12 protein-coding genes and 1 pseudogene are annotated in these 22387 nt (G+C 63.0%); 4 read left to right on the top strand and 9 right to left on the bottom strand.

The window, feature by feature from the left end; genetic code table 11:
• Window positions 1–168: 168 nt before the first annotated feature.
• Complete coding sequence (locus tag ACFVYC_RS04660) at window positions 169–1572, bottom strand: MFS transporter (RefSeq protein ID WP_387547246.1); 1404 nt, start codon at window positions 1570–1572, stop codon at window positions 169–171.
• A 291-nt stretch (window positions 1573–1863) separates the two neighbouring features.
• Between ACFVYC_RS04660 and ACFVYC_RS04655 the strand changes: the two genes are divergently transcribed.
• Together ACFVYC_RS04655 and ACFVYC_RS04650 are read left to right on the top strand one after the other, a co-directional pair.
• Window positions 1864–3612, top strand: a complete 1749-nt coding sequence (locus ACFVYC_RS04655; RefSeq protein ID WP_387547244.1) for an ABC transporter ATP-binding protein — start codon at window positions 1864–1866, stop codon at window positions 3610–3612.
• Window positions 3609–5627 (top strand): ABC transporter ATP-binding protein, encoded by a 2019-nt coding sequence (locus ACFVYC_RS04650; protein WP_387547241.1) that lies wholly within the window; start codon window positions 3609–3611, stop codon window positions 5625–5627. Before ACFVYC_RS04655 ends, ACFVYC_RS04650 begins: the two co-directional genes overlap by 4 nt.
• A gap of 54 nt (window positions 5628–5681) precedes the next feature.
• Here the strand turns inward: ACFVYC_RS04650 and ACFVYC_RS04645 are convergent, their stop codons facing one another.
• From ACFVYC_RS04645 to ACFVYC_RS04630, 4 genes are all read right to left on the bottom strand, one after another.
• Window positions 5682–7883 (bottom strand): AAA family ATPase, encoded by a 2202-nt coding sequence (locus ACFVYC_RS04645; RefSeq protein ID WP_387547240.1) that lies wholly within the window; start codon window positions 7881–7883, stop codon window positions 5682–5684.
• Window positions 7873–8514 (bottom strand): hypothetical protein, encoded by a 642-nt coding sequence (locus ACFVYC_RS04640; RefSeq protein WP_387547238.1) that lies wholly within the window; start codon window positions 8512–8514, stop codon window positions 7873–7875. The genes ACFVYC_RS04645 and ACFVYC_RS04640 overlap by 11 nt, the downstream gene beginning before the upstream one ends.
• A gap of 239 nt (window positions 8515–8753) precedes the next feature.
• Window positions 8754–9698, bottom strand: coding sequence for a hypothetical protein (locus tag ACFVYC_RS04635; protein ID WP_387547932.1), 945 nt, complete (start codon window positions 9696–9698; stop codon window positions 8754–8756).
• A 417-nt stretch (window positions 9699–10115) separates the two neighbouring features.
• Complete coding sequence (locus tag ACFVYC_RS04630; protein ID WP_387547235.1) at window positions 10116–11810, bottom strand: exonuclease domain-containing protein; 1695 nt, start codon at window positions 11808–11810, stop codon at window positions 10116–10118.
• A 397-nt stretch (window positions 11811–12207) separates the two neighbouring features.
• Between ACFVYC_RS04630 and ACFVYC_RS04625 the strand changes: the two are divergent.
• A pseudogene (locus tag ACFVYC_RS04625) lies at window positions 12208–12369 on the top strand (short-chain dehydrogenase); the annotation flags it as partial.
• A gap of 450 nt (window positions 12370–12819) precedes the next feature.
• Entirely contained in the window at window positions 12820–16464 is a 3645-nt protein-coding gene (gene metH, locus ACFVYC_RS04620) for a methionine synthase (RefSeq protein WP_387547232.1), read from the top strand.
• Window positions 16465–16503: 39 nt separating this feature from the next.
• Here the strand turns inward: metH and ACFVYC_RS04615 are convergent, their stop codons facing one another.
• The 4 genes from ACFVYC_RS04615 to ACFVYC_RS04600 form a co-directional block, all read right to left on the bottom strand.
• Window positions 16504–16965 (bottom strand): SRPBCC domain-containing protein, encoded by a 462-nt coding sequence (locus ACFVYC_RS04615; protein ID WP_387547230.1) that lies wholly within the window; start codon window positions 16963–16965, stop codon window positions 16504–16506.
• Window positions 16966–17259: 294 nt separating this feature from the next.
• Window positions 17260–20115 (bottom strand): ATP-binding cassette domain-containing protein, encoded by a 2856-nt coding sequence (locus ACFVYC_RS04610; protein WP_387547227.1) that lies wholly within the window; start codon window positions 20113–20115, stop codon window positions 17260–17262.
• Window positions 20112–20663, bottom strand: a complete 552-nt coding sequence (locus ACFVYC_RS04605) for a hypothetical protein (protein ID WP_387547224.1) — start codon at window positions 20661–20663, stop codon at window positions 20112–20114. The genes ACFVYC_RS04610 and ACFVYC_RS04605 overlap by 4 nt, the downstream gene beginning before the upstream one ends.
• Before the next feature lie 146 nt (window positions 20664–20809).
• Window positions 20810–22375: an APC family permease gene (locus tag ACFVYC_RS04600; protein WP_387547221.1), complete on the bottom strand. Its 1566-nt coding sequence runs from the start codon at window positions 22373–22375 to the stop codon at window positions 20810–20812.
• Between the last annotated feature and the right edge of the window lie 12 nt (window positions 22376–22387).

Here is a 22387-nt window from a genome sequence, read left to right as displayed (position 1 = left end):
GGTCGGTGCGGGCGTCAGTTAAAACACCTCTTTTTCAACGAGGGGGGGGCGCGGGTTGTTCAAACTTAACCCCCTGTCAATAACCCCACGGGGCGGGGGCGGGCCGGCCCGCCCGGCGCCCGCTTTCCTTGGGTGCCATTCACGTAAGCCCGCCCAGGGCGGCATAAGTTACCGCGCCGTCACGCTCTCCCGGGCGATAGCGGGCTCCGACGCTTCAGTGTCAGCCTTGTGCGCCTCGAGGTCGTCCAGCGACTTGCCCCTGGTATCGGGGGACAGGAAGGTGGCCAGCGCTGCGATGGCGCAGATGCCGAACGTGGTCAGCCCGATGACCAGGGGGACGTTGGTGGATCCCGGGGGAGCCACAGCGGTGAAGATGCTCGGGAAGAACGAGGCGATCATCAGGCCCAGGTTCTGCGATACCGCAAACCCCGTTACGCGGATCCGCATGGGGAACTGCTCCTGGAAGAACGTGGCAAAGGTGGCGTTCCACATCTGGAAGAAGATGCCCTGGACGATCACGATGCAGACGAACACCAGTGCCAGGCTGCCCTGCTCGATGGCCCACAGGTAGCCGCCGGCCAGCACACCGCCGCCGATGCCGCCGGCCACCATCAGCATCCGCCGCCCAATTTTGTCCGAGAGTGCGCCGAAGAGCGGGATGGTCGCCACTGCGGCCACGTTGGCCACGAGGGTCACCCAGAGGAATTCGCTGCTGGTGAAGCCGTTGCCGTAGCCCTCCTGGGTGGCGTAGGAGACGCCGAAGATGAGCGTTGCCATGCCGATCACGTTGGTGAACGTCATGATGACACAGCGGACAATCACCCAGGGGTGGCTGCGGACCAGGTCAACCAGGGGGAACCGGGGCTTCACCTTGCCCGTTTCGGTCTGCGCCAGATATGCCGGTGGCTCCTGCACGCGGCGGCGGATGATGTAGCCGGCAAGGATCACGAAGGCGCTGAGCAGGAACGGAATGCGCCAGCCCCAGGACTGGAACTGGTCGGCGGGGAGGATGGCCGCGAGGGGAAGCAGCACGGCGGTGGCAAGGATGGATCCCACCTGCGTGCCCTGCAGGCTGAAGCTCGCGAAGAAGCCGCGCCTGGCGTCAGGGGAGTGCTCCACGATCATCGCGCTGGCCCCGCCCAGTTCGCCGGCGACGGCGAAGCCCTGGATCAGGCGGAGGATCACCAGGAGGATCGGTGCCAGGACGCCCACCTGTCCGTATGTGGGCAGCAGTCCGACGGCGAAGGTGGCGAAGCCCATCAGCAGCATGGCAAAGACGAGCACCTGCTTGCGGCCGTGCCGGTCACCGTAGGCGCCCAGGACCACGGCGCCGATGGGGCGGGAGACGTAGCCCACCGCGTAGGTCGCGAGGGAAGCGATGATTGCCACGGTCTTGTTCTCGGAGGGGAAGAAGATGGCGGGGAAGATCAGCGTGGCGGCCAGCGAGTACAGGGCGAAGTCGTAGTACTCAAGTGCGCTTCCGATCCAGCCGCTCATGGCGGCCTTCTTCGGATCCCGCTTGCCGGCGCTGGCTTCGGGGATGGGGCGGGTCTCCCCGGGGGTGGTGCTCATTTGATACATTCCTTCGTCGTCTTTGGCAAAGAACCGGAACTCAGTGTTCCGGATCGTCGACGTGACCTGGACGGGTTCGAGGACTTGGAAAGCCCTTTCCCTTGAATCGATTCATTAAGGATAAGAGGGTGACGGCGGTTACGTCAACGTGGGCCGCGCGGGGCACCAACGGGAGGACTACGCCATCAGTGAACCCGCCGGCTTCTTCAGCGCGAGCGCCTCCCGTTCCCTGCCGCCGGACGTAAACTGACCTTCGCATCACGTCCCGTGAGCCCTGAACCAGGAGCGCGGATGCTCTGGAAGTTGCTTGTTGAATACCTGCGGCCGCACCGGCAGCTGCTGATCGCCGTCGTGATTTTCCAGCTGGCGCAGTCCATCGCGTCCCTGTACCTGCCCACGCTGAACGCGGACATCATCGACGAGGGCGTGGCCAAGGCCAACATCGGCTACATCCTCAGCCTGGGTGCCGTGATGCTGGGGATCACCCTGGTTCAGATCGTGTGCGCGGTGATCGCCGTCTACTTCGCCGCGAAGGCCGCCATGGGCGTGGGCCGGGACCTCCGCGGCGCCGTGTTCCAGCGGGTGGGGGAGTTCTCCGAGCAGGAGGTCACCAAGTTCGGCGCGCCCAGCCTGATCACCCGCTCCACCAACGATGTCCAGCAGGTCCAGCAGCTGGTGCTGATGTCCGCCACCATGCTGGTCACCGCGCCCATGCTCAGCATCGGCGGAGTGATCATGGCAGTGCGGCAGGACGTGCAGCTGTCCTGGCTGATCGCCGTTGCCGTCCCGGTGCTGCTTCTCGCCGTCGGCCTGATCACCGCCAGGATGGTGCCGCTGTTCCGGAAGATGCAGAAGCGGATCGACACCGTGAACCGTGTCCTCCGCGAGCAGCTCACCGGCATCCGCGTGGTCCGCGCGTTCGTCCGCGAGGACATCGAGACCGCGCGCTTCGCCCAGGCGAGCGACGACGTCACGGACACTGCGCTGCGGGCCGGCCGTTTGATGGCGCTCGCGTTCCCGGTGGTGATGCTGGTGCTGAACGTCTCCAGCGTGGCGGTGATCTGGTTCGGCTCGTTCCGGATCCAGGACGGCTCCATGCAGGTGGGCACGCTCATCGCGTTCCTCAGCTACCTGCTGCAGATCCTGATGTCCGTCATGATGGCGACCTTCATGGCCGTGATGATCCCGCGCGCCGCGGTCTCGGCGGACCGGATCGGCGAGGTCCTCGCCACCGAGTCCAGCGTCCGGCCGCCGGCGAAGCCCGTCAGCAGTGCTGTGTCTGCCGACGGCCGGCGGCGCGGCGAGCTGGAAATGCGCGACGTCGGATTCGCCTACCCGGGTGCCGATCAACCCGTCCTCACCGGCATCAGCTTCACCGCCAAGGCCGGGCAGACGACGGCGATCATCGGCAGCACCGGCGCCGGCAAAACCACCCTGGTGAACCTCATGCCCCGGCTGTTCGACGCCACCTCAGGGTCGGTGCGGATCGACGGCGTGGACGTCCGCGAGCTGCACCCGGACCTGCTCTGGGGGCACATCGGCCTGGTCCCGCAGCGGCCCTACCTGTTCAGCGGCACCGTCCGCAGCAACCTGCTCTACGGCAAGCCGGACGCCACCGAGGACGAGCTCTGGGAGGCGCTGGAAATTGCACAGGCCCGGGATTTTGTGGAGCGGATGGACGAGGGGCTGGACGCGCCCATCAGCCAGGGCGGCACCAACGTCTCCGGCGGGCAGCGGCAGCGGCTGGCCATCGCCCGGGCCCTGGTGAAACGGCCCGAGCTGTACATCTTCGACGACTCGTTCTCCTCCCTGGACACCGGCACCGACGCCCGGCTCCGGCAGGCCCTGAAGCGCAGCACCGCCGGCGCCACGCTGGTGATCATCGCCCAGCGCGTGTCCAGCATCGTGGACGCGGACCAGATATTAGTGCTCGACGACGGCAGGATCGTGGGGCGCGGAACGCACAGTGAGCTACTGGAGACATCGGAGACGTACCGCGAAATTGTCTCGTCCCAGCTGGCGGCGGAGGAGACGGTATGAGCCGCCAGACCTCTCCCGGAACCGGCACCAAAGCCGCGCCCGCCTCCGCACCAGGAGGCGCCGCCGTCGTACGCATTCCCCGTCCGGCAGGCGGCCCGGGGAGGGGCGGGCCGTTCGCGGGGATGAACGTCCCGGCGGAGAAGGCGATGAATTTCTGGCCGTCGGCCAAGCGGCTGCTCGGGACGCTGCGGCCGGAGCGGGCGTGGCTGCTGCTGGTGTTCGTGACGGCGGTGGCCGGGGTGGCGCTGTCCGTGATCGGGCCGCGGCTGCTGGGGGAGGGCACCAACCTGATCTTCGCCGGCGTCGTTTCCCGGGAGCTGCCGGCCGGGGCCAGCAAGGAGCAGGTGATCGCGCAGCTGCGGGCCTCCGGGGAGGGGCAGCGCGCGGACATGCTCACCGCGATGGACCTGGTGCCGGGGGAGGGGATCGACTTTGCCGCGCTGGGCAGTGTGCTGACGTGGGCGCTGGTGCTGTATGTGTTGTCGTCGGCGTTTATGTGGGTGCAGGCGTATGTGCTGAACGGGGTGGTGCAGCGGACGGTGTTCGGGCTGCGCGGGGAGATCGAGGCGAAGATCCACCGGCTGCCGTTGCGGTATTTCGATTCGATCCAGCGCGGTGAGCTGCTGAGCCGGGTGACGAACGACGTGGACAACATTTCCCAAAGCCTGCAGCAGACCATCAGCCAGGCAGTCACGTCGGTGCTGACAGTGCTGGGCGTGCTGGTGATGATGGTGATCCTTTCGCCCACGCTGGCGCTGATCGCGCTGGTGACCATTCCGCTGACGCTGGGGATCACGGCGCTGATCGCCAAGCGCTCGCAGAAGCTGTTTGTGGCGCAGTGGAAGAACACGGGGGAGCTGAACGGGCAGATCGAGGAGACGTACACCGGGCACGCGCTGGTGAAGGTGTTCGGCCGGCAGCGCGAGGTGGAGGAGCGGTTCCGGCAGAAGAACGCGGAGCTGTATGACGCGAGTTTCGGGGCGCAGTTCATTTCGGGGCTGATCATGCCGGCCATGACGTTCATCGGGAACCTCGTGTACGTGGGGATCGCCGTGGTGGGCGGGCTGCAGGTGGCGTCCGGGGCGATGCAGCTGGGCGACGTGCAGGCGTTCATCCAGTACTCGCGGCAGTTCACCATGCCGCTGGCGCAGCTGGGGTCCATGGCCAACCTGCTGCAGTCCGGGGTGGCGTCCGCGGAGCGGGTGTTTTCTTTGCTGGACGAGGACGAGGAGTCTGCTGAGCCTGCTCCGTCTTCTGGGCCTGTGTTTGGGCGGGGGCGGCTGGTGTTCGAGGACGTGTCGTTCTCGTACTCGCCGGACAAGCCGCTGATCTCTTCGTTGTCTCTTGTGGCAGAGCCGGGGCAGACGGTGGCGATCGTGGGGCCCACCGGGGCGGGGAAGACCACGCTGGTGAACCTGATGATGCGGTTCTACGAGCTGGACGCAGGGCGGATAACGCTCGACGGCGTGGACGTCACCTCGGTGCCGCGCCGCGAGCTGCGCTCGCGGCTGGGGATGGTGCTGCAGGATACGTGGCTGTTCGGCGGGACGATCCGGGACAACATTGCGTACGGCCGGCCTTCTGCGACTGAAGCTGAAATTCTGGAGGCCGCGCGGGCGACGTATGTGGACCGGTTCGTGCGGTCACTGCCTGACGGGTACGACACGGTGCTGGACGACGAGGGCGGCAACGTGTCCGCGGGGGAGAAGCAGCTGCTGACAATTGCGCGGGCGTTCCTGGCCCGGCCTTCTGTTTTGATTTTGGATGAGGCGACGTCTTCCGTGGATACCCGGACCGAGGTGCTGGTTCAGAAGGCGATGAGTGCGCTGCGGTCGGACCGGACTTCGTTTGTGATCGCCCACCGCCTGTCCACCATCCGCGACGCCGACCTCATCCTGGTGATGGAGGCCGGCCAGATCGTGGAGCAGGGCACGCACGCTCTGCTGCTGGCTGCGGGCGGGGCTTATGCGAGGTTGTATGAGGCGCAGTTCGCGGCGCCTGCGGCGGAGGTTTAGCTCCTACTAGGACGAGCAAGTCCTAGTAGGCCAGAGACCCTTATCGATAGCAGCTCAGCTGTAGGCCGCGAGTTTTAGGGGTTCTCGAATACGGTCAAGTTCCCTAACCTCGATCCCCGGTCCAGACCTATCCCACTTCGTGAATCGGACCAGCGTCGTACGAGCGTCATCGCCTATCGGTCGGAGTTTCCGAGCCAGAAGGGATGCAAAAGAATGGTCGTGGGTAGTAACCAAAATTTGCCGGTAAGGTGCGATCTTTCTAAGAAGATCGACGAGGCCCAGTAGATGTATATCATCGAGATTCTGTAGAGGGTCATCCAGGATCAACACATCCATTTCGCTCTTTGCAAAACCTAGATTGAAGGACATGAACAGCGCCACAGCGAGCGCATTAGCCTGCGAAGTTGAGAGTGTCCGGCCTGGATCAGAAACTGAAACGTCGGATTCTTCATCGTAAACAATGGGGTCGAGACGTTGCTTACCATTGAAAACGCGGGTCAAGAGACTGATCTTACGAAATGTTGGGTGTGGGTCGATTGCGGAGTAGAACTGCTCTAAAATTGGCTGCAATGAATCGATTCTCGATTTAACAAAGCCTTCTGAATCCGTTTTAACGGCTTTGGCGAGGAGGTTCGCTCGGTCACCGATGACCTTGCGCTGTTCCACATCCAACTCCGCTTCGCGTAACTGGGAAGACAGAGTGCGGATCTCTTCGTCGAGGCGAGCGAGGCGTGCCCGAGCACTGAGGACTGATGCAGCTGACTCGAATTGAATGCCAACCTGCTCAAGGTCAATGGACTTGGTGCGTTCCCGTTCAATTAGTGCAAGTTCCGATTTAATGGCGGCAGCGGCTTGCTGAGTAAGTTCTTGGTCGGAACCGTCCGTGATGTCTAATCCCAGTATCGGCGCGGCTTCCACGACGCGTTGACGCCGTCGACTCACTGTTGCAGCAATCGCCGCTGATCTTTCGGCGTATTCCTGGAGCCTGCGTTCGGCATCAATTCGTTGTCTAGATACTTCCTTCAGTCGTTGTTCAAGGCGACTTTCCTCAAGTCGCATGAGGGCAAGGTCACCGACTTCGACACTTCGCTCTGCCTCTGCAGCCAGGCGTTGAAGGCGTGAGCGGAAACTTTCAGGATCAACATGCTGGCCACAAGCGGGGCAGTCATTTCCAACGTGATTTAGCAGGAGGTTGGCCACTGTCGCGAGGTCATCCCGCACAGATTCCAACCGATTCAGTTCCTCACCAAGCACGTCGAGACGGTTTCTGACTCGCACTAGGTCGTCCTTGATTTCCGACTCGGTCCTATTTGCCGTCATTAGGATCGCCGTCGTGCTGTCTTTTTCTGTTTTGATCAGTGGATCGGGTAGAGGGACAGCGAGTTCTGCTAACAAGGCTGACAGCGATGAGTAGCGCCGCTCTAAAGTACTTCTGGAAGAAGATAAATTCTGTCGCAGCATCTGAAGCGATTCTTCCGACAATGGAAGGACATCCATCTGGGACGAGGGGACTACTTCATTGGTGCCCTGTACGCTTTGGTTCCACTCCCGCCAACGGCGTCGGACCTCCGGGGACTCCGCTGCTGCCAGTTCGGACTGCAGGCGTGCCCTTGACGTGGTGAGCTCGTGAACGCGTTCACGCCTTGCTTCTAGATCAAAATCTGCCTTGTTGGTAGCCTTGATCCAAGCTGTTTTTGCGGAATCTAATTGGTTTACGAAATCGCGGAGGCGACCAGCACCGACCATTTCTGCAACTGCAGAAAATCGATCCGTGTCCGCGTGACCTGTAAGGAACTCACGCAAGGACTCCTGCTTCATATAAATAGCGTCAACCATGGATTGCATCGCCGCATCCAAGTTCGTTTCTTCCTCACTTTGAGCAAGGTTGGACGTCAACCATTCCAGTGCACTAGTGCCTCGAACAAGATTCGACGGGGTTTCGATGGCCAAGTTCCACTCGTACTTTGCGGGCTTAGTTTCGGCAGGATTTGAAAGCGATCTTGTAACGGTGAAGTCTTGGCCCTCACTGTCTCGCAATGTTAGCGCTACTGATGTTGTTCCGGATTTCGAATAGACGTTTCGTGGGTTGGAATCGGAGGGGTGTTTTCCAGTTAGCGCCCAAGCGATGGCATTGCAAATGGTCGTCTTGCCAAAACCGTTCGATCCAACGACGATGATTACATCAGCGCTGAGATCGATCGCGACGCGGTCGGCAATTCCACCGAAGCCGGTGATCGAAATTGAACTAAGCCTCACTGCTATCACCTTCGTTTTTGGCATCCAGACCTTCGTGCAAATGAATGGCTTCAACCATCGGTAGTCCACGGCGGTATGCACCTAAAGCCACCATCAGGTCACTTTCCATTTGATGAGAAAACTCGGATCGATCTGTAATCGCGGTCAGTGGATCGGACTGCATTAAGGATCGCTCTATCGAGACATTTAAGACAGGAGCGAGTAGGCGGCGAATTCCCTGAGTAATCTCGAGCTCAGACCCGGCGGTGCCTGGCAGATCATCGCCAGTTATTACGAGCTTTCTGATTCGACGAGTATCTGTTCGGATTTCATTAAGGCGATCAGCCATTCCTGAGGGTATGCCTTCATTGGTGACCAAAAGTAGATATCCATCCCAAGCTTTAGGGTCGCTGCTGGATATGTTTGAACTCATCAATTTAATGACTTCGTCTTGCGCGGCGATCCACTGGTCACTTATTTTGCTGAAGGATTCGTATGTCCAAATCGCTATGATTGAATACTTATCTTCATAAGCAGAAGCAGTTTCCGGCCAGCTTTCATACTGCGACCGAGAAATGAGCTTGGCGCCCGAGGAAGACAGCAAATATGCCATCTGGCTAACTAGGTACTCATTAGATCGATCAAGAGTCATTGATTCATCGCTTTCCGGAATCCGTCGGGGTCCGAGGCATACCTCGTTCGTGATGCGTCCATATGTACGGGTACCAAGAACTCAGGGCCTCGGATTAAGTCATCAATTGGCTCGTCTCTGATCAGATCATTTGGTGTGGAGAGCGATCCGTCCCGTAGACCTGCTACCAGGACATAGCGCGACTTTTGATTTGGAACTAGATCTGAAGTGCGCTCTCGGATTTTGGCCGAGACAGAAGCCTACGATTTGATGCCTTGGGCGTGAGCAACATAAAAATTTAGTTCTACTCCATGCCGGTCCACTATAGTTACGCGGCCGCTGGGGTCTATGGAGAAGTTTGCGCCACCCAGGAGGTCTTGTACCCATCCAATTCCGAGGAGAAGATCGGCGACAAACATCCGCCGCGACTCATCTCCTTCCGTCGCATAGTTTGCAGAGTGAAGCAGCCAAGAAGCTCGGACACGTCCCAACGTAACGAGATCAAGGGCAGACAACCGCGCGACGACGCTATCGATTTCGACTGGGCTGCAATCAATCTGGTCGGCAAGTTCTCGGGCGGCGTCCTCCAACCGAATCGCATGTTCGTTGACCAATCTGTTCGACAGCTTTTCCATGAAAGCAGACCAGTACATGGCAATGGGTGGTTGCATGTTGCTACCCAAAGCTTCGGCGAATTTGTTGCCTTGAGGATAGGGGTCGACCAGATAGAACTCTGACTCGGCGGCAGTGGCCAGCCTCTGGACACTATCGGTGAGGACAGCGGCCGGACTGCCGAGGCCTGCGAAAACTGTCAGGGGAGCCGACAGATTGGCGGACGCCACGACGCCCTCCCACGCGCCCTCCCATGAAGTGTCAAGTACTGACTTCCGCAACACCCACTGCTCTTCATCGTCATCCACGCTTCTATGGAGATAGATCAACGAATTGGATGCAGATCTTCCATGGTCATCAGGACCGTGAATGATCGAGATCTTATCCCCGGAACCAAGTTGGGACAGTGCAGTCTGAAGGGCGAGGTCGTAATTGAGTGTGATGATGTGCCGCAGGGCACCTTCCAACAGCAGTGCAATGGCTAGAAAGTGTCCTCTGTTTGGTCGCGCAAGCCGCCAGTCGTCTTTTGGCAATCGACTCGTGAGGTCTTTTTGCGATTGAATTCCACTTTTGCTGAATACCAGTTCAGCCAATTCTGAGAGGTCTGAGGGGTCTGAGCATTCCCCGTCCGCAAGGACCCCGTCGTTCACGAGACTGCGATGAGCCCGGCGTGAGTAGTCGGCACCGGTGCGGAGGCTTGTCGGACTCTCAAGTGAAGCGCCTGCCCCGACCACGAGTACCACGCGGCCGCTCGGGGACGCTGAGATCTGCATGAGAAGAGCGGAAGGCAGAGTTATTTGCGGCGTAATCGGTGTAGTTGACTCGTCCTCAGAGCGAGTTTCTGCCATAAGCCACTTCCCGTTGTCCCCAAGCAAGTTCGCGTCCTGGCGACACGCAACAAGCCATACTTCAAGCAGAGTCAGTGTATCGCCCGAAGACGGTGCGCAACCCGAGACCTGTCCAAGGCAAGCCTGGATTAATTGTTACTAGTAGCGAGTCGGCTGAGCGGTCTACCGGATAGCCGCGTCTCGAACTCCTTCATTTGGTTCGAATTTCAGCCGGAAATCCGCCTCAGTCATAATCTCGAGGGTTTGTCCCGATTCGACGAGTTGGAAAGCCTTGGCAAGGCTCGAACTATATTTCATGCCTGGACGAAAGGTGCGTTCGTTGAAATCCCCGGTGACCAGGATGGTCGTCTTTTGCGTCGGTTTTTTCGATATCGAGCCTCCATGGCGAACCACCATTGCTTGCGCATCTTCCCGGACCCAAGAGATTTTCCCTGTAAAACATACGACTTCCCCTGCCATGGGCCCGTGGGGATCGACCTCCATCCTGTCCAGGTCGAGCCTCGCCCGGGCAGGGTTGGATGCCCTTCGAGATCCGCTCCAAGAGTCAGGGTCGATCCTGCCCATACGGACACCCGCGCACGCGACGAGGTCATGGATGGTGACAGCGCTTTGGGAGTCAGCCAGCGCGATGGCAATTAGGGCGGCCGCGGCTGCATCGGCCACAGCCTCGTGATGGTCGAAGGACGGAATAGTTAAGGCTTCGGCTACCCATGGCAACTTGTAAGCGGGAAGATCTAGCAGCGCCCTGCTCATCACAAGGGTGCACGTGTAGTCGATTGTCGGCCACGCAAGTCCAGCAAAGTCGCAGGCTGCACGAAGCACCCCAGCATCGAAGGCGGCATTGTGGGCCACGACGACATCCCCGTCAATGAAGTCTAAGATTCTGGACAGCGACGTTGCCCAGTCAGGTGCATCCAGGACGTCGTGTGCCGTAATGCCATGGATTCCAATATTGAAGTCGTCAAAACCCCCGTCGTCTGGCGGCGCAATCAGCCACGATGTGGACTTAGTAACAACACCATCCACAACCTTTGCGAGGCCAACCGAACAGACGGATCCGCGCCGGGCGTTTGCCGTTTCGAAATCTAGGGCGGTGAAGGATAAAGACATATCAGAAGTCCCTCGGGCGGAAGTAATTTGTGCAGTTTGGTCTGCCGAAGCCGAAGCATGTCCCGAAACAATTGGGGCATGCTTCGGTGGCTCATTTGCTACCGACACTTCTTGGTAGGGGCTCGGCCAAGGTCTAATGGCGGTGGCACCGTCGTGGAAGTAGGACCTGTTTTTACGTGTCCTGTCAGATTCAATATCGAGCCAGTAGTTCAGTAGCCGGATACAACCCCTGGCCATCCGAAGTGCCTCTTCCGGTGCGGGTCTAGTACACGCAGAATCTGATTCCCACGATGAAGATGGCGGCGGAGCTGGCCAATTAATGTCTTGGAGCGGTGCAAGTCGTTTCATATCGGGAGCGAGGGCTCCCTTTGCCTTGGCCGCCTTGCGTTCTTCTGTGACTTGAAGGTTGTGAGCCAGACGCCGGTCGTTTTCATCCCAAAAGAGCTGTTGGAGTGAAGAAACCCAGGATTCACAGTCTTGCAGGAAGACCTCGGGCTTCATGCGGGCCCAATCGAGAACGCGCTGTTCGTCGCAGGCGATTAGCGCTCGTTCGGAGAGCAGTACAGGACGGTTATAAGAGACGCAGTCAAAAGCTGCGGCATCAAATCCATCAGTGATGATGGCATTAGTGGACGATGCACGCATCGGGCCGGCTGCGGAATTGACCGACACCTGCCACAAGGCCCAGCGGCCGTCGTGTATGTCCAGAACTGCAACTCCATGCGGCACGGCAATGTGAGCACTCACTGATTTCCCCCAATATTTATGTTGCGCTCATCATAGGTTATGCGGCCGACATTATGAGGAGGGTGCTGCGTCATGATGCGAAGTTGAATCGTGTTGCACGGTCAGTTACCAGCCGCAACCACCCTCAGCACCCCCACGTCCGCCACTAAAGGCGGCTGGGGTCTCCACATCCGTCCGGCGGCCCACTGCACCCGCGCCTCAAATGGTCCACCCACGAAAGCGGTATACAGATACCCCATCACGTCCTTGTCTACTAACCGAAACCCAATACGCTCACGCCCGTTTCCTCTGCAGCGCCAGCGGCTCATAGCTCCGGCTTCCCACTGATAACTTCGCTCCGATCCGCTGGGAGGGTGAAAATCTCTAGGACTGCGCCTCCCTTAATAATGTCACCGCCCTTAGGTGCCTCTTCCGCGTGGTGGTGCCGCTGGTGCTCCACGCCGGCATGGGCTCAGTGGTCAACGTCGTCTCCGAGGCTGGCCTGCGTAGGTCCGGCGTCGGTTCCGCATACACCGAGTTCGAGCACGCCGTCGTCGGCCTGACTAAGAACTGGTCCTAAATTTTTCGTGCCGAAGGGCCATCGGGAATCCCAGATTGTGGCCGAACGCCTCCCCGCTGATGCAGGCCAACGTCCCGGCGCCCGCCGCGGTACGGTTCGCCGGATTCATTACCTTGCTGCCCACACAGCGACGACGGCGCCAAGGTAAACGGCACCATCCGGGCGGCGTCCAGCGGCTGGTCGGCGCTGTAAGGGAGTCGGCGGCAAACGCAAGCGGACGACGGCCGGAGGTCCCGCCGTCGTCCTTCTCTGCGCCTCAGCAGTTACCGCTGGAAGCAGAGCAGCTCCTGCTCCTGCCTGCTCAGCGCCTGGATGGCGATTCCATCCTGCCCCGTTTACGCAGGTTGGAAACCAAGCGTAGCCACACGAATGTCCCAGGAGCCCAACCACCCCGGCGTAGTACACGGACACACAGCGCAACGTTCCAGCCCTCGCACGTAACCTGTTTAGATGCCTCGTTTTGCGCTTGATATTGAGTCCGTGCCCCGCCCTGCCCGTGCGCAGGAGCTCCTGGACGCCGTGAACCACCGCGTCGTCATCGCCGACGGCGCCATGGGCACCATGCTGCAGGGCCGGGACCTCTCGCTCGAGGAAGACTTCCTGGGCCTCGAAGGCTGCAACGAGATCCTCAATGACACGCGCCCCGACGTCCTCGCGGACATCCATGACGCCTACTTCGCCACGGGCATCGACGCCGTGGAAACCAACACCTTCGGCGCCAACTGGTCCAACCTCTCGGACTACGGCATCGACGACCGCATCGAAGAGCTCGCCCGCAAGGGCGCACGGATTGCCCGCGAGCGTGCGGAGGCCGCGGAAGAAACAGACGGCCGGATGCGCTGGGTCCTCGGCTCGATGGGACCGGGCACCAAGCTTCCCAGCCTGGGCCACACCAGCTACGACTACCTCAAGCAGACCTTCGCCCTGCAGGCCGAGGGCCTCATCGACGGCGGCGCGGACGCGTTCCTCATCGAAACCAGCCAGGACCTCCTGCAGACCAAAGCCGCGGTCAACGGCTGCAAACAGGCCATCGTCTCCCGCGGCATCCGCCTCCCCATCTTCGTCGAGGTGACCGTCGAAACCACCGGAACCATGCTGATGGGCTCCGAAATCGGCGCTGCCCTCACCGCCCTCGAGCCGCTCGGCGTCGACGCCATCGGCCTGAACTGCGCCACCGGCCCGGACGAGATGAGCGAGCACCTGCGCCACCTCTCCAAGCAGTCCTCCGTCGCCATCGCCTGCATGCCCAACGCCGGCCTGCCCGTCCTCGGCGCCAACGGCGCGCACTACCCGCTCTCACCCACCGAACTCGCCACCGCACACGAACAGTTCGTGAAGGAATTCGGCCTGGGCCTCGTGGGCGGCTGCTGCGGTACGACGCCGGAGCACATGGCCGCCGTCGTCGAACGTCTTGCGCCCTTCCGCACCCAGCAGACGAAAGCCACCAACGGAACCGGACCCGCCCGCGTCCCCACCGAGCGCGAAGCCGGCGTCGCCTCCCTCTACCAGCACGTGAATTTCGACCAGGACGCCTCCTACCTGGCCATCGGTGAGCGCACCAACGCCAACGGCTCCAAGGCGTTCCGCCAGGCGATGCTCGAAGAGCGCTGGGACGACTGCGTGGACATCGCCCGCGAGCAGATCCGCGTCGGCGCCCACCTCCTGGACGTCTGCATCGACTACGTGGGGCGCGACGGCGTGGCCGACATGAAGGAGATCGTCTCCCGTTTCGCGTCGGCCTCCACCCTCCCGCTCGTCATGGACTCCACCGAACCGGCCGTACTTCAGGCCGGGCTCGAACACATCGGCGGCCGCCCGGTGGTCAACTCCGTCAACTACGAGGACGGCGACGGCCCCAACAGCCGCTTCGCCCGCATCATGCCGCTCGTGAAGGAACACGGTACCGCCGTGATCGCCCTGACCATCAACGAAGAGGGCCAGGCCCGCACCACCGAGGGCAAGGTGGCCATCGCCTCCCGCCTCGTGGACGCCCTGGTGGGCGAGTGGGGGATGCGCGTCGAGGACATCATCGTCGACGCACTCACCTTCCCCGTCGCCACCGGCCAGGAAGAAACCCGCCGCGACGGCATCGAAACCATCGAAGCCATTCGGCAGATCACCACCAAGTACCCCGGCATCAACACCACGCTCGGCGTCTCCAACGTGTCCTTCGGCCTGAACCCGGCGGCGCGCATCGTCCTCAACTCAGTGTTCCTGCACGAGGCCGTCCAGGCGGGCCTGACCAGCGGCATCATCGACGCCGCCAAGATCGTCCCGCTCGCCTCACTGCCCGAGGAGCAGCGCAAAGTGGCCCTGGACCTCGTCTATGACCGCCGCGAATACGACGCCGACGGCAACACCACCTACGATCCGCTCGCCATCATGCTGGACATGTTCGCCGGCGTCGACACCGCAGCGCTCAAGGACCAGCGCGCCGCTGAACTCGCGGCGCTTCCAACCGGCGCACGCCTGGAACGTCGCATCATCGACGGCGAGGGCAAGGGCCTCGAAGATGACCTGGACCTGGCCCGCAGCGAGGGCATGACCCCGCTCGGCATCATCAACGACCACCTGCTCGAGGGCATGAAGGTGGTGGGTGAGCGCTTTGGTGCCGGCGAAATGCAGTTGCCGTTCGTGCTGCAGTCCGCCGAGGTGATGAAGAACGCCGTCGCCCTGCTCGAGCCGCACATGGAGAAGTCCGATTCCTCCGGCAAGGGCACCATGGTGATCGCCACCGTGCGCGGCGATGTGCACGATATCGGCAAGAACCTGGTGGACATCATCCTCACCAACAACGGCTACAAAGTGGTCAACATCGGCATCAAGCAGGGCATCGCCGAGATCATGGCCGCTGCCGAGGAGCACAACGCCGACGTCATCGGCATGTCCGGCCTGCTGGTGAAGTCCACCGTTGTGATGAAGGAGAACCTCGCGGAGCTGCAGTCCCGCGGCCTGGCGAAGAAGTGGCCGGTGGTCCTCGGCGGGGCAGCCCTGACCCGCGCCTACGTGGAGCAGGACCTGGCCGAGCAGTTTGACGGCGTGGTCCGGTACGCCAAGGACGCCTTCGAGGGCCTTGCCCTCATGGAACCGCTGGTGCGCGTCGCCCGCGGCGAGTCGCCGGACGACGTCGGCCTGCCGCCGCTGAAGAAGCGGATCCACAAGGGAGGCGCGAAGTTCACGGTGACCGAACCGGAGGCCATGCCCGGCCGTTCCGACGTCGCCGCCGACAACGCCGTGCCTGCGCCGCCGTTCTGGGGCACCCGCATCGTGCGCGGCGTCTCGCTTCACGATTACTCGGCGTTCCTCGATGAGCGTGCCACGTTTATGGGGCAGTGGGGGCTCAAGCCCGGCCGCGGCGAGGACGGCGCCTCCTACGAGGAACTGGTGGAACGCGAGGGCCGGCCGCGCCTGCGGTACTGGCTGGACCGCATCCTCGGCGAGGGCATGCTCGATGCCTCCGTCGCGTACGGCTACTTCCCGGTGGTCTCCGAAGGGGAGCAGGTAGTGGTGCTGCACCACGGCACGGACGACGACGGCGTCCTCGGCGCCGCGGGACTGCTCGCCCCCGATGGCGGTTCAGGTGGCCCGATCGGCACCGACCGCTTACGATTCGATTTCCCGCGCCAGCGCCGCGACCGGCACCTTTGCCTGGCCGACTTTGTGCGCCCGCGCGAATCGGGGCAGATCGATGTCCTGCCGGTGCAGCTCGTCACGGCCGGCTCGAAAATTGAAGAGTTCACCTCAAAGATGTTCGCCGCCAACCAGTACCGCGACTACTACGAACTCAACGGCCTGGTCATGCAGCTCACCGAGGCGCTGGCCGAGTTCTGGCATGCCCGTATCCGCAAGGAGCTGGGCTTTGCGGCCGAGGAGCCGAAGGACACGGCAGGGTATTTCAAGCTCGACTACAGGGGTGCCCGGTTCTCGCTCGGCTACCCCGCGTGCCCGGACATGGAGGACCGCCGCAAGGTGACGGAGCTGCTGAAACCCGAGCGCATGGGCGTGGTCCTCAGCGACGAGCTGATGCTGCACCCCGAACAGTCCACCGACGCGTTTGTGTTCCACCACCCGGAGGCGAAGTACTTCAAGGTGTGAGCTTGGCGGAACAATCAGCTTCCGCGTATTCGTTCCTGATTAGGTCCGCTCAGCAATCTCTTTTAACCGCTGCAAGCCAACCTGCCACATTTTTTCAAACTCAGCCGCCTGTTCTTCATCGGTATCGCTGTCGACAACGAGTTCAGTCATGCCATCTTTTTCTGTAAACGTGTAATTTTCATACGCTGGCGCCCATTTTCGTGCTTCGTCGCTCGTTGTATCTTCGACTCCATCGTTCATGATTCCGAGGTGTTCGATGGAGACAAATTCAAAGGGTCGGCATCTGGCAATCCTGCTGACCATGCCGCCAGTTACACCAGTTTCAGGATCAGGTCCAAGAAAAAGCATCTTCGAGCCCTCTTCCCAGGCGCCTTCGAAGTAGGAGCCTTCGCTGAATGCCGTTGTCCACTCACGGTACGTCTGATCGTCAAGCATCGCGTGCCAAACTTTTTCCTTTGGCGCATTGATCGTTATTGAAAAATGTTGGGTCTGCATCGTCATACTCTCTCGTTTACAGTTTTCCTTGGACCGTTCCCCTTACCGGAATTCACACAGGTGTGGACCGAGGTGGCTCTAAAAGCAAACACATCCTCGCTGTACTTCTCCAGAACCTGGCGGGGGTGAGCGCTGTCGGGGCTTGTTCATCGAGATAAGACTGGGGAAGGCTGTCCGCATGTCATGCCCCTTCGGCAGGCCGGTCCCATCTCGACTTCTGAGAGATGGCCAGCTGCACCGGCCCTTCTGATGTTCCTAGGAGCCTCAGTCCGCGTCAAGATCACCCGGAAGCGAAGTACTTCAAGGTGTGAGCTGGTGCTGGTCCCCGGCCGGGGTCGAGTGAGCCTGCGCGGCGTTGCCGCAGACGCTTCCGCCCCGGCTGGAGACCGGCTTCACGCGCCTCAGTGCGGCGAGGATGGCCCGGCCCACTAACGCGATTCCAATGATGGTGGTGATGGCGCGCAGGGTGTCCCAGCCCGCCGTCGACGTCACCAGGGAGTAGAGCAGGAAGCTGCTGAGGTTGGTGGCCAGCGGTGCGCCGGGCACGTACGAGATGCCGGTGCCGCCGCCCACCGCGAAGGGCCAGAACCACAGGTTGGTCAGCAGACCGAAGAGGTAGGACGCCAACACGCCGTAGCCGCACAGCATCCACAGTTCGGCCTTCCCCCGCACCTGCCGGGGGAGCAGGCCGGCCCCCGCGCCCACCCACGCGCAGGCGAAAATCTGGAAGGGTGTCCACGGCCCGATCCCACCCCACAAAGCACTTGAGAGCGCGATGGTGGCGGCGCCGAGGAGCATGCCGAAACGGGCGCCGAAGGCCCGGCCGGCCAGGATCAGCAGGATAAAGACCGCCTCCACGCCCCCGACGCCGGTGCTCGCCACCCTCACCGCGGAACCGACCGCGGCCAGGACGCCGAGCAGTGCCACCATGTGTGCCGAGCGGACGGAGCCATCGAGGGACACCACGACGGCGACGGCGGCGATGGGCGCCACCGCCAGCGCCGCGTAGGGGAGGGCCGCGGCGGCGTCCTGCGGGAGGGCCGCGGCGAGCAGTGGCCAGCAGAACGCGCCGAGGGCCAGGAGGTTTGCAGCGGCGAGGACGGCGGGCTCGACGCCGCGTGGCATCCGGAGGCGGCGGGATGTCTTGGCAGTTGGGATGTCCGGCGGTCGCCCGGTGAACCTTGGGCCTGCGAGAGGCTGTGCTGCAGGGAAGGTAGCGGCTGCTTCAGCCGGGGCGGATTCAGTCTCGAATGAGGGCGCGACGCCGTCACGCATCGGAAGGATCCGGGCACCGAGGCCATGGGCAAAGTTGAGGTCGTGGGTGGCGATGAGGACCGCCGCGCCCGAGTCCGCTGCCGCCCGCAGCGCTGCCGCGACTGCCGTCCGCGCCGCGGGATCGAGTCCGCGGGTGGGCTCATCGATGAGGAGTACCTGCGGGGCGTCCATGGTCTGCAGCGCGATGGCGAGGATCCTGCGTTCCCCGGCGGAGAGGTCCCGGGGATGCTCGTGTCCGATCGGGATCCCGACGTCTCCGCGGAGGCAGGCGAGGTGTGAGGCTGCGGTGCCGGGCGCGGGCCTGGCTCCGCCCTTCTTGCTGGCCTGGCGCCGCTCGGCGGCGCGGAGCTCTGCTGCGACGGTATCCCGGGTAAAGAGGTCGTCCGAGGCGTCCGGCACGAGGGCGACCCGGCCGCCGTCGTAGATCTTGACGCGGCCCGCTCCTTCGCCGATGCCTTCACCCAGGGCGAGCGCCACCAGCAGGGACGACTTTCCGGCACCGTTCGGCCCCACCAGGGCCACCACTTCACCGCTGCGCAGGGTCAGGGATGCTTCGCGCACGAGCGGTTTGCCCTTGCGGTGCAGCGCGAGGTTTGTCGCCGTCAGAACGGGCGCCTGCTCGGTGTCCGGAACGGGCGTTGCGCGGGCCTCAGCAGGGATGAAAGGCGACGGTGCGGCACCCGGTACCAGGGCGCCGCGGTCGATGGTCCACCACGAGTCGGCAACCGGTATGAGCGCTTGCGCCCGGTGCTCCGCCACGATGACGCAGACACCGGCGTCGCGGGCGAGGCTGTTGAGCACGGCGATGACGTGTCCGCGCGCTGAGGTGTCGAGGTCGGCCAGGGGCTCGTCAACGAGGAGCAGGGCCGGATGCTCCACCACCGCGGCGGCGATGGCAACCAGCGTTGCCTCACCCGCGGACAGGGTGCTGAGATTCCGGTCCAGCAGCGCCGAGACGCCGATCCGCTCCGCGACCTCCAGCACCCGGGCCTTGGTTGCCGCAGGTGCCACGCCACGCAGCTCAAGTGCGAGGGAAATTTCGTCCCGGACCCGGGCGGAGGCGAAGGCGGCGCGGGGATTCTGCAGGACGACGCCGATGTGGCGGGCGGTATCGCGCGGCGGCGTGGCGGCACGGTCCGTTCCGGCGACCCGCACCGTGCCGTCAAGATCTCCGCCGTCAACGTGCGAGAGGAGGCCGGCGATGCCCCGCAGGATGGTGGACTTACCGGAGCCTGTCGGGCCTGTGATAACCGTGATTGACCCGCTGGACGGCGCGAAGTCTGCGGCGGTCACCCTCGCGGCGCCAATGCGGAACTGGGCGTCGCGCACCAGAAGCGGGCCGCCGTCGTCGTTCCTTGGTTGGTGTGCTGCCCGGCTCCCGAAGCCGCGCAACTCCAACGCCGCGGCAACCCGGGCCGCGTGCTCCAGGGTGCGCTCGAGGACGGGCACCAGGGCGCGAGGGCCGAAACGTTCGCCGCGCAAACGGAAGGCCAGGCGGACTGAGGTCACGGCGTCGGCAAGTGCCGGAAGTGCCGCCCACGCCACCACCAGCATCCGGGCTACGCCCTGCATGGGGCCGCGGCGGGCCAGATGTACGAAGCCGCGGGCCACGTCCACCCATGCGTTGAGCAGGCCGAAAGCGAGGAACATCCCGGCAATCGGCAGCGCGGACAGGACCGCCGCCCACAGGCCGGGCGCCGTGACCGGGCCGAGGAAGACCACATGGGCGTACGGGGCCGGCAGCCGCATCGCCGGCAGGTCGAGCAGGACCGGTTCGCCGATGCCCGCGCCGTTGAAGAGGACGCGGTAGATGACCCGCGCCGCGATGAACACAATGGCGAGAACCGCCGCTGCACGCAACGGCGCGGGTCGGAAGGTCATGCTGCGGGTGCGGCCGGTTCGCCGTCGACCGTGTAGAGCAGTTCCAGGCTCTCGCCGGGGTTCACCTTCAAGGTTGCGACGCCTTCCTGGGCGTAGGCCCATTCACCGGAGGCGGGCTTGACCCACAGCGACCAGTAGGCGAAGGCAGCGGACATGTCCTTGCATTCCTCGCGGTAGGTGCCGCCCTTGTGGGTGATGTCGAAATCCGCGGCGGGCACTCCGTTCACCCGGCATACCGCGTCGGGGTACTGCGTGCTGCCCTCGGTCTTGACGCCGGCCTCCTCGAGTACCGCGGACGCGGCCATGGGTGAATCCAGGGGTACGCAGACGGACTTGTCAGCGGCAGCCTGCTTCAGGGCGCCGGAATCGACGATGACCTTCACGCCGGCGCACGGCCCGGCGTCGGCGCTGGCTGAAGCCGCTGCCGTGGAAGCCGGTGCGGAGGCAGAGGGCTGGGTGGCCGGCGCGGAACACGCGGCAAGGGTAAACAGGAGACCGGCGGCGGCGAGGGTGCTCGCGGCGGCGGTGCGAATCTTAGTCAAAGTCACCTGTCAAGAGTAGGGCGTTGCCCATCTTGAGGGGGAGGCCGCCATCTTGTATGACGTTCAGTCACACGGATACGCGGGGGCCACTGACGCAAAAGGGCCGACGACGGCGCTCAAGTGAGTGCCGCCGTCGGCCGTTCCGACTGGTGTTACTTAGCTTCCGACGCGGGCACCAGCGCATCCTCCGGCACTTCGCGCTGCGCGGCACCGGACGACGGATGGGCTGCGACTGCTGCGGCGTGCTCGGCCAGCACCCCAGTCTGGTGGCGGATCTTCAGGCGGTAGAGCAGGGTCCCGCCAATGATCACGGCGGCTACGAAGATCACGCCGCCCCACTGGAGATACCACTCGAACGGCGGCACCGAGTTGTAGATCTCCGGGCGGGGCCAGACCAGATTCAGCGTCATGGCCCCGCCCCAGAAGACCGCCATGATGTTCACCGGCAGTCCCCATTTGCCCATGCAGAAGCCGGGCTCAGAGCCGTCTGCGGCCAGTGGCCACATTTTCAGGAGCCGCTTGCGCAGCAGGGGAACCGTGACCAGGAGGTAGGACAGGTAGATCAGGACGATGCTGATGCTGGACAGGATAGTGAAGATGGCCGGCTGCATGACGTTGACCAGCAGCGGGATGACGGCCATGACGCCAATCACGATCGCCGCGATCTTGGGGGTTCTGCGGACCGGGTCCACCCTGCTGAGCTGCCGGCTGAACGGCAGGTTGTTGTCCCGGGCCATGGCGAACATCATGCGGATGGCGGCGGCGTGGACAGCCAGGGTGCAGACCACCACGGCCACCACGATGCATGCCAGGAAGGCTTTGCCGAAAGGCCCGCCGAGAACGGAGAGCACGATGTACTGAAGGCCGCCGTCGGCAGCGCCCACCCGCGGGTCGTTCAGGTCCGGTGCGGCCAGGATGCCGAAGAGCAGGATCAGCCCACCCAGCACGAACGAGGCCGTGATGGCGCGCAGAATCGCCTTGGGTGCGGTGCGCTTGGGGTCCTTCGTTTCCTCCCCGAGCGAGCTGGCGGTATCAAAGCCGTACATGACGTAGCCCGAAGCCATGGCGCCGATGAGGAAGACGCCGAAGAAGCCGAGGTCGTGGCTTTCGCCAAAGCCGGCGGTGTCAAAGAGGACCTCGGGCCCCCGCACCACGTGCCAGCCCAGTGCCAGGATCAGCAGCACAGCCGCCGTCAGCTCCACAAAAACGCCGATGCTGTTGATCCTGGTCATCAGTTTCACGCCGAACGCGTTGATGAGCGTGGAGATGGTGATCATGATGGTGGCCAGCACCACGCCGTTCATGGCGAAGTCGTACGGGCCGGTGCCGTCGCCGACGAACTGGAATCCGGACCACAGCTGCGGCAGGGTGAGCTGCAGGGCCAGTGCCACCGACCCCAGCGCCATGATGGAGGACAGCATCAGCAGCCAGCCGGCCAGCCAGGATGAAGTCCCGGACGAGAGCCGCTTGGCCCAGTTGTACACCGATCCGGCAACGGGGTACCGGCCGGCCAGTTCGGCAAAGCACAGGGCCACCATGAGCTGGCCCGCGAAGACGAGGGGCCAGGACCATGCGTAGGCGGGGCCGGCCATGGAAAAGCCAAAGTAGAACAGTTGGAAGACGCCGGTGAGGATGGAGATGTAGCTGACGCCTGCGGCGAAGCTGGCAAACTTGCCGATGCTCCGGTCCAGGGTCTGGGTGTAGCCAAATTCGTCCATGCCGCTTGAATC

It is taken from the genome of Pseudarthrobacter sp. NPDC058329 (genome assembly GCF_042879835.1).
In the GTDB taxonomy this organism is placed as follows: Bacteria; Actinomycetota; Actinomycetes; order Actinomycetales; family Micrococcaceae; genus Arthrobacter.
This window is presented reverse-complemented; position numbering and strand designations above follow the sequence as displayed.